The organism is uncultured Bacteroides sp. (genome assembly GCF_910578895.1).
Classification (GTDB): Bacteria; Bacteroidota; Bacteroidia; order Bacteroidales; family Bacteroidaceae; genus Bacteroides.
This window is the reverse complement of record NZ_CAJTSC010000020.1, coordinates 32335-47225: the sequence shown is the minus strand read 5'-3', so window position 1 is coordinate 47225 and position 14891 is coordinate 32335. Positions and strand designations below refer to the sequence as shown.

At 44.4% G+C, this 14891-nt stretch carries 18 protein-coding genes and 1 pseudogene; 16 read left to right on the top strand and 3 right to left on the bottom strand.

The window, feature by feature from the left end:
* The 6 genes and pseudogenes from QZ327_RS07145 to QZ327_RS07120 all read left to right on the top strand — a co-directional run.
* On the top strand, positions 1 to 774 hold a 774-nt coding region (locus QZ327_RS07145; RefSeq protein ID WP_294618306.1), incomplete at its 5' end, for an NAD-dependent epimerase/dehydratase family protein.
* Between the two features lie 67 nt (positions 775 to 841).
* Positions 842 to 1240 carry a WbuC family cupin fold metalloprotein gene (locus tag QZ327_RS07140; RefSeq protein ID WP_294618304.1) on the top strand — a complete coding sequence of 133 codons (399 nt, stop codon included), beginning with the start codon at positions 842 to 844 and terminating at the stop codon, positions 1238 to 1240.
* Positions 1241 to 1520: 280 nt separating this feature from the next.
* Positions 1521 to 2114 (top strand): annotated as a pseudogene (locus QZ327_RS07135) (PD-(D/E)XK nuclease domain-containing protein); the annotation flags it as partial.
* A gap of 169 nt (positions 2115 to 2283) precedes the next feature.
* Positions 2284 to 3417, top strand: coding sequence for an OmpA family protein (locus tag QZ327_RS07130; protein ID WP_294618303.1), 1134 nt, complete (start codon positions 2284 to 2286; stop codon positions 3415 to 3417).
* 176 nt (positions 3418 to 3593) lie between these two features.
* On the top strand, positions 3594 to 4082 hold the full coding sequence (locus QZ327_RS07125) for an HU family DNA-binding protein (protein ID WP_294618301.1): 489 nt from the start codon (positions 3594 to 3596) through the stop codon (positions 4080 to 4082).
* 59 nt (positions 4083 to 4141) lie between these two features.
* Positions 4142 to 4237 (top strand): smalltalk protein, encoded by a 96-nt coding sequence (locus QZ327_RS07120; RefSeq protein ID WP_294618328.1) that lies wholly within the window; start codon positions 4142 to 4144, stop codon positions 4235 to 4237.
* An 87-nt stretch (positions 4238 to 4324) separates the two neighbouring features.
* Here QZ327_RS07120 and QZ327_RS07115 read toward each other — a convergent pair whose 3' ends face one another.
* The 3 genes from QZ327_RS07115 to QZ327_RS07105 are packed head-to-tail and all read right to left on the bottom strand — an operon-like array spanning position 4325 to position 5193.
* Entirely contained in the window at positions 4325 to 4585 is a 261-nt protein-coding gene (locus QZ327_RS07115; RefSeq protein ID WP_294618299.1) for a hypothetical protein, read from the bottom strand.
* 6 nt (positions 4586 to 4591) lie between these two features.
* The gene (locus QZ327_RS07110; protein WP_294618298.1) at positions 4592 to 4954 is read right to left on the bottom strand and encodes a phage holin family protein; all 363 of its coding nucleotides are present in this window, start codon (positions 4952 to 4954) and stop codon (positions 4592 to 4594) included.
* 29 nt (positions 4955 to 4983) lie between these two features.
* Positions 4984 to 5193 carry a YtxH domain-containing protein gene (locus tag QZ327_RS07105; protein ID WP_294618296.1) on the bottom strand — a complete coding sequence of 70 codons (210 nt, stop codon included), beginning with the start codon at positions 5191 to 5193 and terminating at the stop codon, positions 4984 to 4986.
* Between the two features lie 326 nt (positions 5194 to 5519).
* Between QZ327_RS07105 and QZ327_RS07100 the strand changes: the two genes are divergently transcribed.
* The 10 genes from QZ327_RS07100 (at position 5520) to ruvX (ending at position 14798) form a co-directional block, all read left to right on the top strand.
* Positions 5520 to 5972 carry a lipocalin-like domain-containing protein gene (locus QZ327_RS07100; RefSeq protein ID WP_294618294.1) on the top strand — a complete coding sequence of 151 codons (453 nt, stop codon included), beginning with the start codon at positions 5520 to 5522 and terminating at the stop codon, positions 5970 to 5972.
* A 49-nt stretch (positions 5973 to 6021) separates the two neighbouring features.
* Positions 6022 to 6525, top strand: coding sequence for an SPOR domain-containing protein (locus tag QZ327_RS07095; RefSeq protein ID WP_294618292.1), 504 nt, complete (start codon positions 6022 to 6024; stop codon positions 6523 to 6525).
* Positions 6526 to 6782: 257 nt separating this feature from the next.
* Positions 6783 to 7598: a 3'(2'),5'-bisphosphate nucleotidase CysQ gene (gene cysQ / locus QZ327_RS07090; RefSeq protein WP_294618291.1), complete on the top strand. Its 816-nt coding sequence runs from the start codon at positions 6783 to 6785 to the stop codon at positions 7596 to 7598.
* A 16-nt stretch (positions 7599 to 7614) separates the two neighbouring features.
* Entirely contained in the window at positions 7615 to 9168 is a 1554-nt protein-coding gene (locus QZ327_RS07085; RefSeq protein WP_294618289.1) for an SLC13 family permease, read from the top strand.
* A gap of 7 nt (positions 9169 to 9175) precedes the next feature.
* Positions 9176 to 9778, top strand: coding sequence for an adenylyl-sulfate kinase (gene cysC, locus QZ327_RS07080; protein ID WP_294618287.1), 603 nt, complete (start codon positions 9176 to 9178; stop codon positions 9776 to 9778).
* A 6-nt stretch (positions 9779 to 9784) separates the two neighbouring features.
* Complete coding sequence (gene cysD / locus QZ327_RS07075; protein WP_294618285.1) at positions 9785 to 10696, top strand: sulfate adenylyltransferase subunit CysD; 912 nt, start codon at positions 9785 to 9787, stop codon at positions 10694 to 10696.
* Between the two features lie 34 nt (positions 10697 to 10730).
* Complete coding sequence (gene cysN / locus QZ327_RS07070) at positions 10731 to 12191, top strand: sulfate adenylyltransferase subunit CysN (protein ID WP_294618283.1); 1461 nt, start codon at positions 10731 to 10733, stop codon at positions 12189 to 12191.
* 33 nt (positions 12192 to 12224) lie between these two features.
* The gene (locus QZ327_RS07065) at positions 12225 to 13331 is read left to right on the top strand and encodes a sulfotransferase (protein ID WP_294618281.1); all 1107 of its coding nucleotides are present in this window, start codon (positions 12225 to 12227) and stop codon (positions 13329 to 13331) included.
* A gap of 22 nt (positions 13332 to 13353) precedes the next feature.
* On the top strand, positions 13354 to 14319 hold the full coding sequence (locus QZ327_RS07060) for a PCMD domain-containing protein (protein ID WP_294618279.1): 966 nt from the start codon (positions 13354 to 13356) through the stop codon (positions 14317 to 14319).
* A gap of 47 nt (positions 14320 to 14366) precedes the next feature.
* Positions 14367 to 14798, top strand: coding sequence for a Holliday junction resolvase RuvX (ruvX, locus tag QZ327_RS07055; RefSeq protein WP_294618278.1), 432 nt, complete (start codon positions 14367 to 14369; stop codon positions 14796 to 14798).
* The last annotated feature ends 93 nt before the right edge of the window (positions 14799 to 14891 follow it).

Here is a 14891-nt window from a genome sequence, read left to right as displayed (position 1 = left end):
TCTTTATATTATGTAGAGTCTGTTAGTACTATAAATAATTTATGGAAGGAAGTGGATTTTTCTTCTTTTGATGTTGTAGTAGATGTAGCAGGTATAGCTCACATTAAAATAACAACCAAAATGAAAGATTTATTTTATTCGGTAAATAGGGATATGACTGTTGACATTTGTAAAACAGCAAAAGCGGCAGGTGTGAAACAGTTTATTTTCCTTTCATCTATGAATGTGTATGGTGATGATTGTGGGATTATAACCGATGTAAATAAAGTGAATCCGTCCAGTTTCTATGGTGATAGTAAATTGCAGGCTGATAATATAATTCAGGAAATGAATGATCTTACATTTTCAGTTGTAAGTGTTAGGCCACCGGCTATTTATGGAAAGGGGTGTAAAGGAAATTATCCTTTATTAATTAAGTATGCTAAAAAAGTTCCTGTTTTTCCGGATTATAAACAGCATAAAAGTTTGATTTATATAGATAATTTGTGTGAATTTATCAAATTGTTAATTGATAATCATTCTAAAGGTATTTTTTGTCCTCAGAATGCGGAATATACTTCTACATCTGAAATTGTAAGAACCATAGCTAAATTTAGTAATCATAAAATATGGTTTACTCGATTGTTTAATCCGTTTGTGTGGTTAGCTGTTAAATCCTTTAGGTTTGTACAAAGAGCGTTTGATGAAGATGCCTATGAACTTTCTCTTAGTAATTATTTTGACGGTAAATATAATGTGGTTTCGTTTGACGAGTCTATAAAGAGAACTTTGTAAAGGCAGAAAAAAGAATGCCTATGTAATAATTCTATTCATTGCATGAAGATTATTTAAAAACAACAAGATGATAATCGATGAACAACTGCTGGATCAGGTATCCGGTCAAGCCAAAGAGAGTGAACGGCTACGTATGAATTTCAATTTGCATGAAGCTTTGGATGCGAAAGCACAACGGTTGCTTAACGCGCTGGAAGTGGGGACTGTTTTGCCTGTACACAGACATCGGCATACGGCAGAAACGTATATTCTTTTGCGCGGACATATCAATGTAATGTTCTATAATGATAGTGGGGAAGAAGTGGAACGGTATGATTTGCACCCTGGAAATGGTATGTATGGGGTTCATATTCCCAAAGGACAGTGGCATACGTTGGATGTAATGGAATCTTCTGTGATATTTGAAGTAAAGGACGGTCCGTATATACCTTTAGGCAAGGAGGATATTTTGGAAGGCTGTCATTGAGGTGCTTTCATAGTGTCCTAAGAAATGAAAAACGGAGAAACATTCGGTGAGTGATGTTTCTCCGTTTTGTTTTATAGCCGTACAAATCTTAAATAAATATTGTTATGATTTTTCTTTAGGAACGTAAATCAGAGCGGTTATATTTTTCTTGGGTGAAAAATGGCAAGACATCAGAATGCCGGTGTCGTAATAACAGATGATAGGTAATCATTCTTTGAAAAGTAGAGAAAGATATAAATGAGATTTCTCTTTGAAGGAAAAGCGTATATTTGCATATATCTTTAGCTTATTAAATGTTTTTGATAGCTATAAATTTGATAATTATTGGTTCCAGACGGGTACTCCTACTTATTTGGTAGACTTGCATAAGGAGGTTAATCTTTATACTTTGGGATTTCCTGACGATGAGGTCCGTTATGGTTTCTTGAATTTTCTGATACCCTACTATACAGAGGTGTCTGATGCGGAGGCAGGTTTCTATATTGTAAAATTCATGCGTGATTTGAGAGCCGGTAATGTAGATGCTTTCATGGAGCGCTTGAAAGTCTTTTTTGCAGGGATGCCTTATGAACTGAGTGACAATACCGAGTATCATTATCAAGCGATTTTCTATGTGGTCTTCACGTTGATGGGGCAATTTGTAGAAACGGAAGTTCGCAGTGCCCGTGGTCGTGCCGATGCGGTAGTGAAAACGAAAGACTTTGTTTTTGTTTTTGAATTCAAGCTGAATGGAACCGCTGAAGAAGCGTTGGAACAGATAGATGGAAAAGGATACCTACTTCCTTATATCTTGGACGGGAGAAAGCTGGTAAAAGTAGGGGTAAACTTTAGCAAGGAAACCCGAAACGTGGATAAATATATTATAGAGTGCTGAAATAGTGCGGATAAAATGTAAACAGACTTTGCAAATAGGACGGGAATGGAATGTCTTTTGTCCTGTTTGTAGGAATTTTTAGCCTTTCTGTTAAATTTTGATTATAAATATTGGTTGTTATATTATTTTATTTTTACCTTTGCGCCCCGAAATTTTAAAGTAAAAAGACATGAAAAAAGTTATTGTAAGCATTGCATTGTGTATGGCTGCTATGGCCACTAATGCTCAGGACGCTGTGGTAGGAAATAAGTTTTCCGACAATTGGTCAGTAGGTGTTAATGTAGGTGGAACTACTCCTCTTACTCATAGCGCATTCTTCAAGAACATGAGAGCTGTTTTGGGAGTTGATTTGGACAAACAAATTACTCCGGTATTGGGTTTGGGCTTGGAAGCGATGACAAGTATCAACACTACTGCGAGCAGAACGGCATTTGACAATACTAATTTGAGCCTGTTGGGTAGATTGAACCTGAATAACCTGTTTGGCGGTTATACCGGCGCTCCGAGACTGTTTGAAGTAGAAACTGTTGCCGGTATCGGTTGGTTGCACTATGCTGTAAACGGTGAAGGCGACCTGAACAGCATGTCAAGCAAATTGGGTCTTAATTTCAACTTCAACCTGGGTGAGGAAAAAGCATGGACATTGGCTTTCAAACCTGCTTTGGTATATGACATGAATGCAGCCGGAAGTGATAACGTATGTTTCGATGCCAATCGTGCCGCATGGGAATTTACTGCCGGATTGAAATACCATTTCAGCTGCAGCAATGGTAGCCGTCACTTTACTTTTGTAAAGCCGTATAACCAATCGGAAATTGATGCTCTGAATAATCAGATTAATGATTTGCGTCGTGAAGCCAACGATAATGCTGCTGCGTTGAAGAATGCCAACCAGAAGAATGCCGATTTGGAGAAAGCGCTGAATGATTGCAAGAACCAAGCTCCGAAAGTAATCACGGAAACAGTTACCAACAATAAGAAAACATTGGAATCTGTTGTAACATTCCGTCAAGGTGGTACTGCTGTTGAGGCTTCTCAGACTCCTAACGTAGAGCGTATCGCTACTTATATGAAGAACCATAAAAACGCGACCGTATCTATCAAGGGATATGCTTCTCCGGAAGGAAACGCTGATGTGAATGCCCGTATTGCCAAACAACGTGCAGAATCTGTAAAGAATATGTTGACTAACAGATATAAGATTGCTGCAAACCGCATCACTGCAGAAGGCCAGGGTGTAGGTAACATGTTTGAAGAAGCAGACTGGAACCGTGTCAGCATCTGTACAATCAATGAAGACTAATCCGATTGTGCTCATAATTGACAAATAGTCAGCGTTTTATAAATTATTCTCAGAAAACAGCTCCGACGGGGCTGTTTTCTTTGTTTATACCCGTATATATTATCACCTTTGCATCGTTGATCAACGGAACAAGAGTTAAAATGATGTTTGATTTAAAAATGTAAAGGAGAGATAATATGCCTCTATTTTATTATGCAAGACAGTCGCAGTTGGCGACGAAAGAGGGTGTCAGGACATGGCATCTGAGTTTGAAGAAAGTGGGAAAAACGGTAGATACGCAATCGCTGGCAGAGAGCATTGCCGAGAAGTCTTCATTGACACCGGGTGATGTGCAGAACGTAATCCGTAACTTGATGTCTGCCATGCGGATGCATCTGCTGAATAGCCGTACGGTGCGTTTGAACGGTTTGGGAACGTTTACGATGAAAGCCCGCACACGCGGTAAGGGAGCAGAGAGGGCGGAGGATGTAAATCCAAGTCAGGTGACGGCGTTGCGTTGCCAATTTACTCCGGAATACACGCGTCCGGCTGCAATCGGCACTACTCGTGCCTTGCTGCAGGGAGTAGAGTTTGAAAAGTGGAGAGGTGTGATTACGGACGATGATTCTTCCGGCAACGGCGGTGGTGGATCGGATGGGAAAGAGGAAGAAAATCCGTTGGGATAAACCATGTGAAGAGTGATAAGTTATTGGTGTTTAATGATTGAAAAATGAGAATTATGAGTATCAAAGTATCGGTTTGGGATAAAATCCTGAAAGTGATTATCGCAGTGGCAAGTGCTATTGCAGGGGTGATAGGCGGACGAGTGATGGCTGTATAAAGGGGTGGTCCGATAATGAAAATACTCCCGGCAAGCATGTTTCACATAGCCAGCCGGGAGTATTTTCTTTTGTTGATTGGTTTGTTCTCAGCGTTTGAATATTTTTCTGATTTTTTTTATCAGTTTTATTCCAAGCATGGCTCCGTCGAATACAGCCATACCGTTATTAAATAGGCGCATGACGGCTGAACCTTTGTTGGCTGCAGGAGCAGCCGGGGCAAACAGGTTTCGCGTAGTATCAATTATGACTTGCTTTTGGGCACGTAGCTCTTTTAATACTTCGGCCTTTTGCTGCTGAAGGTCTTCCAATGTGAGAATCTTGGTCGGGGCGGTATTATTCATATTCATGATATTTTAGTCCTGATTGTTATCTATGAATAATCCTGCAATGAATTTGGTCATCGGATTGACGATCATCTTCTTGCGGAATACAACGATTAGTGCGAGTAATAAGATGTGGAAACAGCTTATTATGGCGAAACCTACCATTAATCCGCCTACTATGGGCGCCAGTACATAGGCTAAGGTAAACGACAGATAGAACAAAGCCACTATGCTGAGAATGACGGTTAGCAATACAAGTATGAGCGTGGAAAGCAGTATGGTCAGCTTTTCCGCAACTTCCAGTTTGGTATATTTTTTTTGCAGTTCCAGGTATTTTTTGAAATCGGAAAATAACTGCTGGATATTCTCAATGCTGTTATCGTTTACAAACATGGCGGCTTTGTTTTGAAATGAGGTTTGAATTATTCGTTTGTTTCGCCTTTGATTTCTGCGGCGATTTCATCTACAAGGTTTTCCATTTCGCTACGGCTCAGGCGGATGCCTTTTTTGCGAAGAATTTCCGCAATTTTGCGACGCGTATCCTCACCTTTGTCCGGTGCAAATAAAATACCGATGGCCGCACCTACTGCCGCACCACCTAAAAAAGCTGCTAATACATTTAATCCTTTCATAATAATGTTTCTTTTTTTTGTTATTAACTCTAAGAGCCTGTTTTAAGTTCTCTTCTGAAATATTTTATTCAGCCTTTACGGGTTTTTTCCGAGTGGAAAAATATCCTTGGAAAGAACACTCGAAAAATGCCGGGCAAACTTTGAACAGGCTCTAATCTGACAAAACTAACAATTTATTTCGAATGATTGTTCACCGATTCTTGTTTTTTACAAATATGTATGGCAGGAAACGGTAAAACAGGTGTTTTAATTATATTTAACGGCATCGGTGGGTATAAGATAAGCGGTTCGGAGTACTTTTGTCTTCAAAAATTAAAAAGATGTATATGAAAAAAATACTGAACGGGATAATGCTGCTGCTTTTGATGTGCGTGGCACTGGGATGGACGTCTTGTATGAATGACGGCGGTTCCGACTGGGTGGGAAAATGGCAATTACGCGAATATCAGTATCCCGATGGCAAGGTGCAGAAAGTAGACAGCATCTTCTATGGCTTTCAGAAAGGCAGTTTTCTGGCATATTGTATGAATGAAAGTGGGAGATATGAAGGTTTTTATGGTTATTATAAGTTGAAAGATGATGAAATTTCCATAACTTTGTGGCCGGATAATAGTTCCGGAAATGAGTCCGCGCATGAAGGGTTGGTGAATTCGGCAAGTTATAAGAAATTCTTTGGCTGGGGAGCTTCCGGCGAGAGAACGTTTAAGGTGGAAGAACTGACGAACAAGAAGATGCGATTGAACCATAATGGAACGAAATATGTTTTTCGTAAATATTGAGCATTATTTGAGAATAGACATAGTTACTAACAAAAAATAAAAAGAAAAGATGAAAAAATTGGCAGTGTTAGGAATGGGAGTATGTATTGTACTGGCATTCTCTTCTTGTAAATCAAGTGAAAGCGCTTACAAGAAAGCATACGAAAAGGCTAAACAACAGGAATTGGCAGAACCGCAGCCTGCCGCACCGGTAGAGGAGGTGGTTCCCGTGGTTAGTGCTCCTGTAGAAGCTAAGGTGGTAGAAAGCGCGCCCGTGGGTACGATTCGTCAGGAGAAAGTGACTGTAGTGTCCGGCGTTGACGGACTGAAGGATTACAGTGTCGTATGCGGTAGCTTCGGTGTGAAAGCCAATGCGGAAAACTTGAAGAACTTCTTGGATAAGGAAGGTTACAATGCAGTCATTGCATTTAATGCAGATGCTGCGATGTATCGTGTAATCGTAAGCACGTATGCAGACAGAGGCTCTGCTGCCAACGCTCGCGATGCTTTTAAGGCTAAATACCCTAACCGTAAGGACTTCCAGGGTGCTTGGCTGCTGTATCGTATTAAGTAATTCGAATTCTTTTTGGTAATTCATAGGAAAGGGGTATTTTCCTCCTTTCAAGATAGGGCGGTAACTGGGAAGTTACTGCCTTTTTCATAATCCGTTGGAAATGACTATGAAACTCCGGTTTCGAATGATTGTGAAAAAGTGCTTATAATTTTCTCTATTTTCGTTTAAAAGAAGTTATAAAACAAAGTTAAAAACTTTTGGCGGTAGAAAAGTTTTTAACTTTGCACCTTATTTATTTTTAGAATTTGGAATATAATATGGAACGACAATATATGCTTGATGCGATTGATGCGGCACTTTGTGCAGGCAAAGATATCCTTTCTATTTACAACGATCCGGCATCGGACTTTCAGATAGAGAAGAAGGCGGACAACTCTCCTTTGACGATTGCCGACAAAAAAGCGCATGCAGCCATTGCCGGCTATTTGCAACATACGCCTTATCCATTGTTGAGCGAAGAGGGGAAGCATTTGCCCTATGCGGAACGTAGCAAATGGACTACTTTGTGGATTGTAGACCCTTTGGATGGTACGAAAGAGTTTATAAAACGGAATGGCGAGTTCACCGTTAATATTGCATTGGTGCGCAATTTCGTTCCTGTAATGGGGGTTATCTATCTTCCTGTAAAGAGAGAACTCTATTTTGCCGAAGAGTCTTTGGGGGCTTATAAGCTTTCGGATGTCATGGTTCGCGGCGAGGCGTCTTTGGAAGAATTGATGGCGAAGGCCGTTCGTCTGCCGGTGAAGGATAACCGCAAGAAGTTTGTGATTGTGGCATCCCGTTCGCATCTGTCTGCCGAGACGGAAGATTACATTGAGGAAATGAGATGTCGCCATTCGGATGTGGAATTGATTTCCAGCGGAAGTTCCATCAAAATATGCCTGGTTGCGGAAGGCAAGGCGGATGTCTATCCCCGTTTTGCGCCGACAATGGAGTGGGACACGGCAGCAGGGCATGCCATTGCGCGTGCAGCCGGCATGGAAGTGTATCAAGCCGGAAAAGAAGAGCCGTTGCGATACAATAAAGAAGATTTGCTGAATCCGTGGTTTATAGTAGAGCCCAAGCGTAATTAAATAACAATTCGTACCTATGACGTTTGAAATCATATTTGTGCTTTTAGCACTGCTGGGCATGGTGATAGCCTTAGTTTTGGACAAGATGCGTCCGGGAATGGTGCTTTTTTCGGTGGTGGTACTGTTTCTTTGTGCGGGAATTCTGACCCCCAAAGAAATGTTGGAAGGATTCAGCAATAAGGGCATGATTACGGTAGCCATGCTGTTCCTGGTTAGTGAAGGTATCCGCCAGTCCGGTGCATTGGGACAACTTATCAAGAAGCTTCTTCCGCAAGGTAAAACTTCCGTCTTCAAAGCACAGTTCCGGATGTTGCCGACAATCTCCTTTATCTCGGCTTTCCTGAACAACACTCCTGTTGTGGTGATTTTTGCCCCGATTATAAAACGTTGGGCGGAGTCGGTGAATCTTCCCGCCACTAAATTCCTGATACCTCTTTCGTATGTGACGATTTTGGGCGGTATCTGTACATTGATCGGTACTTCCACAAATTTGGTGGTGCATGGTATGATACTGGAGGCCGGCTATGAGGGGTTTTCGATGTTCGAACTTGGAAAAGTGGGGATTTTCATAGCGATAACCGGTATTGTCTATCTGTTCCTGTTCTCGCCCAAGTTGCTGCCGGATGTCCGTAAGGATGCTGTAAAAGCGGATGAAGAGCTGGAAGAACATGGCAACCTGCATCGGGTAGAAGCGGTATTGGGAGCCCGTTTCCCGGGTATCAACAAGAAATTGAAGGATTTCAATTTCCAGCGCCATTACGGTGCCGAAGTAAAAGAGATAAAACGCAACGGACAGAGCTATACGCAAGATTTGGAGAATGAATATTTCCGCGAAGGCGACACGCTGGTAGTGATGGCGGATGATTCTTTTGTGCAGACCTGGGGTGAATCTTCCGTCTTTGTGATGCTTGCCAACGGCAAGGATACGGAACCTGTGGCAAGCAGGGGTAAGCGTTGGTTTGCACTCGCTTTGCTGATTCTGATGATTGCCGGAGCCACTGTAGGCGAACTTCCTGTCGTGAAGGAGGCTTTTCCGGATATCAAACTGGACATGTTTTTCTTCGTCTCCGTGACGACAATTATCATGGCATGGACAAAAATCTTCCCTGCCCGCAAATACACCAAATATATATCGTGGGATATTCTGATAACGATTGCCTGCGCTTTCGCTATCAGCAAGGCTATGGTAAATTCCGGAGTGGCGGATGTTGTGGCTAAGTACATCATCGGGCTGACTGAACACTACGGACCTGCGGTGTTGCTGGCGGTGATGTTTGTCATAACCAACCTGTTTACCGAACTGATAACGAACAATGCCGCTGCGGCACTTGCTTTCCCGTTGGCACTTTCCATTTCATCACAACTCGGTGTGAGCCCTACGCCTTTCTTTGTGGTGATTTGTATGGCTGCGTCGGCAAGTTTCTCAACGCCTATCGGTTATCAGACCAATCTGATAGTGCAGGGTATCGGTAACTATAAATTTACGGATTTTGTCCGTATCGGATTGCCGCTGAATATTATCACTTTCCTTATATCCATATTTCTTATTCCCTTAATTTGGCCGTTTTGATTGAATTATGACAGCGAATAACATATATCCTATTTTCGACAGAATGTTGTCGAGACAAGACAAAGAAGAACTTTTGAAGCAGCGTAGCGTGATGATTTGGTTTACCGGATTGAGCGGTTCGGGCAAGAGCACGATAGCTATCGCTTTGGAACGCGAGTTGCACAAACGCGGATTGCTCTGCCGCATACTGGACGGAGACAACATCCGTAGCGGCATTAACAATAACCTGGGCTTTACGGAAGCGGACCGTATTGAGAATATCCGCCGCATAGCCGAGGTGTCCAAACTGTTTGTGGATACGGGCATTATCACTCTTGCAGCTTTTATCAGTCCCAGTAACGACATCCGGGAAATGGCCGCGAATATCATCGGAAAGGACGACTTTCTGGAAGTGTACGTCAGCACTCCCATTGAAGAGTGCGAGCGCAGGGATGTGAAAGGCTTGTATGCCAAGGCGCGCCGTGGCGAGATTAAGGACTTCACGGGTGTTTCCGCGCCTTTCGAGGCTCCTGCCCATCCGGCATTGGTGTTGGACACATCCGCATTGAGCCTGGAAGAGTCCGTTGGCAAGTTGTTGGAATTGATTTTATCGAGAATACAGAAGAAATAATATAGAATGAAAGAAGAATATAAACTGAGCCACTTGAAAGAACTCGAGGCAGAGTCTATTCATATTATCCGCGAGGTGGCTGCGGAATTTGAGAATCCGGTGATGCTATACAGCATCGGTAAGGATTCGTCGGTTATGGTACGTTTGGCAGAGAAAGCTTTTGCTCCGGGCAAAGTGCCTTTCCCGTTGATGCACATCGACTCCAAATGGAAATTCAGGGAAATGATTCAGTTCCGTGACGAGTATGCCAGGAAGTACGGCTGGAACCTGATTGTAGAGAGCAATACGGAAGCCTTCGAGGCTGGTGTGGGACCCTTTACGCACGGCAGCAAGGTGCACACCGACCTGATGAAGACGCAAGCCTTGCTGCATGCGCTGGATAAGTACAAATTCGATGCTGCTTTCGGCGGTGCCCGTCGCGACGAGGAGAAATCGCGTGCCAAGGAACGTATTTTCTCTTTCCGTGATAAATTTCATCAATGGGATCCTAAGAACCAGCGTCCGGAGTTGTGGGATATTTACAATGCACGCGTGCACAAGGGAGAGAGTATCCGTGTGTTCCCGTTGAGCAACTGGACGGAACTGGATATCTGGCAATACATCCGTCTGGAGAATATTCCCATCGTGCCTTTGTATTTTGCCAAAGAGCGTCCCTGTGTAGAGATTGACGGTAACCTGATTATGGCGGATGACGAGCGTCTGCCGGAACAATACCGTGAGAAAGTAGAGATGCGCATGGTGCGTTTCCGTACGTTGGGCTGCTGGCCGCTGACCGGAGCCGTGGAAAGCAATGCCGATACAATCGAGAAGATTGTGGAGGAGATGATGACTACCACCAAGAGTGAGCGTACGACGCGCGTCATCGACTTCGACCAGGAGGCAAGTATGGAGCAGAAGAAGCGTGAGGGATACTTTTAAGAAATTAAGAATTAAAAAAACTGAGAATTAAGAAATGGATAATTCAACACTTGATATAAAGGCTTTTCTTGATAAGGATGAACAGAAGGATTTGCTTCGTTTCCTTACTGCCGGTTCGGTAGATGACGGGAAGTCCACGCTTATCGGACGCCTGTTGTTTGATAGCAAGAAATTGTACGAAGACCAGTTGGACGCCTTGGAACGTGACAGCAAGCGCATGGGCAATGCCGGCGAGCACATTGACTACGCGTTGTTGCTGGACGGATTGAAGGCGGAGCGGGAGCAGGGTATTACGATTGACGTGGCATACCGCTATTTCTCTACCAACAACCGTAAGTTCATCATTGCCGACACTCCGGGGCACGAACAGTATACGCGCAACATGATTACCGGAGGTTCTACCGCCAACTTGGCAATCATCCTGGTAGATGCCCGTACGGGTGTTATCACACAGACGCGCCGTCACACTTTCCTTGTCTCTTTGCTGGGCATCAAGCATGTGGTGCTTGCCGTCAATAAAATGGACTTGGTAGATTTCTCTGAAGAACGTTTCAATGAGATTGTGGGCGAGTATAAGAAGTTCATAACTCCGTTGGGTATTCCCGATGTGACTTGTATTCCGCTTTCCGCGCTCGATGGTGACAACGTGGTGGAGAAATCGGAACGTACTCCCTGGTACAACGGTACTTCTTTGCTCGATTTTCTCGAAACCGTGCATATCGACAACGACCATAATCTGGAAGATTTCCGTTTCCCTGTGCAGTATGTGTTGCGTCCTAACCTCGACTTCCGCGGTTTCTGCGGCAAGGTGGCTTCGGGCGTTATCCGCAAGGGGGATGAGGTGATGGCGTTGCCCTCCGGCAAGAAGTCGCGCGTCAAGAGTATCGTGACTTACGAAGGGGAACTCGATTATGCCTTCCCGCCGCAGTCCGTTACGCTGACGTTGGAAGACGAGATTGACGTTTCGCGCGGAGAAATGCTGGTACATCCCGGCAACCTTCCGATGATGGAGCGCAACTTCGAAGCTATGGTCGTGTGGATGGACGAGGAGCCGATGGATATAAACAAGTCTTTCTTCATCAAGCAGACTACCAATTTGAGCCGCACGCGTATTGACAACATCAAGTACAAGGTAGATGTCAACACGATGGAGGAACTTTCCGTCGAGAACGGCCGGTTGACGAAGGAGACGTTGCCGATGCAGTTGAACCAGATTGCCCGCGTGGTATTGACTACTGCCAAAGAACTGTTCTTCGACTCTTATCAAACCAACAAGGCTACCGGTTCTTTCATCCTGATAGACCCGATTACCAACAATACCAGCGCCGTAGGTATGATAATCAACCGGGTGGAAGACAAGGATATGCGCGTTTCCGAAGAACTTCCTGTGCTCGACCTGCCTAAGTTGGGAATTGCCCCCGAACACTACGAGGCTGTAGAGAAGGCGGTAAAGGAGCTGGAACGTCAGGGAATGGCGGTAATCATTAAGAAGTAGGAATTGGAAACTTCAACTCTCAATTAAATAAGAATGGGACTATTAGAATTTAATAAATTGCCGATTAACACACTTGTCGGTGCGGATTGGAAAACTTTTAATGCCATTGCGCAAGGACGTGAAATAGATGCCGCATACAAAGGCAAGTATCGGTTGACGAAAGCCGTCTGCCGCCTGCTTTCCACGCTTGTCCCCTTGCAGGATAAACGTTATGCGAAACTGTTGGCGGACCAACCGCTGGAACATGACCCTGTGTTCATACTCGGCCACTGGCGCAGCGGAACGACGTTCGTGCATAACGTATTTTCGTGCGACAAGCATTTCGGTTACAACACTACCTATCAGACCGTATTTCCGCATCTGATGATGTGGGGACAGCCTTTCTTCAAGAAAAACATGAGCTGGCTGATGCCCGACAAGCGTCCTACGGATAATATGGAGTTGGCGGTGGATCTGCCGCAGGAAGAAGAGTTCGCGTTGGCCAACATGATGCCCTATACCTATTATAACTTTTGGTTTCTGCCCAAGTACCAACAGGAATATGCCGACAAATACCTGCTGTTCGACGATATCAGTGCAGAAGAACTCAAGGTGTTCGAGGAGACGTTTACCAAGCTTATCAAAATCTCTTTGTGGAACACGCACGGCACGCAGTTCCTCAGTAAGAACCCGCCCCATACCGGACGTGTGAAGGAGTTGGTGAAGATGTTTCCCAATGCCAAGTTCATCTATCTGATGCGCAATCCTTATACGGTGTTCGAGAGCACACGCAGCTTCTTCACGAATACTATCCAGCCGTTGAAGTTTCAGGACATCACTCCTGCCGAACTGGAACAGAACATCTTGTCCATCTATGCTAAACTCTATCACAAGTATGAGGCGGACAAGGCAAGCATTCCGGCTGGTAATCTTATCGAAGTGAAGTTCGAGGATTTCGAAGCCGATGCGATGGGGATGACGGAACATATTTACGATGCCCTGTCCATACCCGGTTTTGCAGCTGCGCAAGCCGACATCGAGCGGTATGTAGGCGGCAAGAAAGGGTATAAGAAGAACAAATATAAATATGATGACCGTACGGTGCAACTGGTTCAGGACAATTGGGACTTTGCGCTGAAGCAGTGGCATTATGAACTTTAATTGATTGCAGGAGAATAGAGAGATGATTCGTAAAAAACTTCGTATGTTGGGTTTGCTGTCCGTGATGCTTTGTTGTGGGGCAATGTCGGCGCAGCACAAGGTCGAGATGATTCCGTTCGGAAACATGGACCAATGGATTGACCGCCAGATTAAAGAGTCAGGAATTATCGGCGGCGCTACCAAGCATGTGTATGCTATCGGTCCTACGGCAACTATCACCGAAAGCAAACCGTATGAGAATATGGGTGGGTCTCCCTGGGCCACCTCTAATGTGATGGCGCGTGTGGCAGGTATCACCAAGACGAATACTTCGGTATTTCCGGAGAAGCGGGGCAGTGGTTTCTGTGCCCGTTTGGATACCCGTATGGAAAGCGTGAAGGTGTTCGGCATCGTGGATATCACCGTGCTGGCTGCCGGTTCGATATTTCTCGGCAACGTCCACGAACCTATCAAGGGGACAAAGAACCCGCAGAAGATACTGAATACCGGTATACCGTTCACTAAAAAGCCCGTTGCCGTTCAGTTCGATTATAAGGTGAAGATGTCCGACCGCGAAAAGCGTATTCGTTCCACCGGCTTCAGCAAGATAACCGATGTGGAAGGGAAAGACTTTCCCGAGATGAACCTTTTCCTGCAGAAACGTTGGGAGGACAAGGACGGAAACATCTATGCCAAGCGTGTAGGTACGGTGGTGGTACGTTATTATAAGACGACAGACGATTGGCACAATAACGCCACATACTCCATCATGTATGGTGACATCACGGGTAATCCCGGGTACAAAGCGCACATGATGCGCTTGCAGGTGCAGGAACGTTATGCCGTGAACAGCAAAGGCGAGAGCGTACCCGTCAGGGAAGTGGCATGGGGAACGGAAGATGATGTACCCACCCATATCCTGTTGCAGTTTACGTCCAGCCACGGCGGAGCATATATAGGTTCTCCGGGTAACTCTTTTTGGGTGGATAATGTGAAACTGGTGTACTGATGTGGAGGAAAAAACTTCAACTGTGATTCGTAATTTTATAATCCATAATGGGCAGAATAATAGCTATTGACTACGGCAGGAAGCGTACAGGCATAGCCGTCAGCGACACGTTGCAAATGATTGCCAACGGGTTGACTACCGTGCCTACCCACGAACTGCTTACTTTTATCACGGACTATGTGGAGAAGGAGCCGGTGGAGCGGATTCTTGTCGGCTTGCCGAAGCAAATGAACAACGAGGCTTCCGAGAACATGAAGCGAATCGAGCCGTTTGTACGCTCCTTGAAAAAGCGCCTGCCCGATATGCCGGTAGAGTATGTGGACGAACGGTTTACTTCCGTCCTGGCGCATCGCACCATGCTCGAAGCCGGGCTGAAAAAGAAAGACCGGCAGAATAAGGCTTTGGTAGATGAAATCAGTGCCACTATTATTCTGCAAACTTATTTAGAGAACAGGCGGTTTATGAATTTTAGTTTATGAATTTTGGACTATGTATTTTTAATAATCACTGCTTCAAAATTCAAAACTCATAAATCATGGTTCAAAATTTATAATTCAAAATTCAAAATTGAA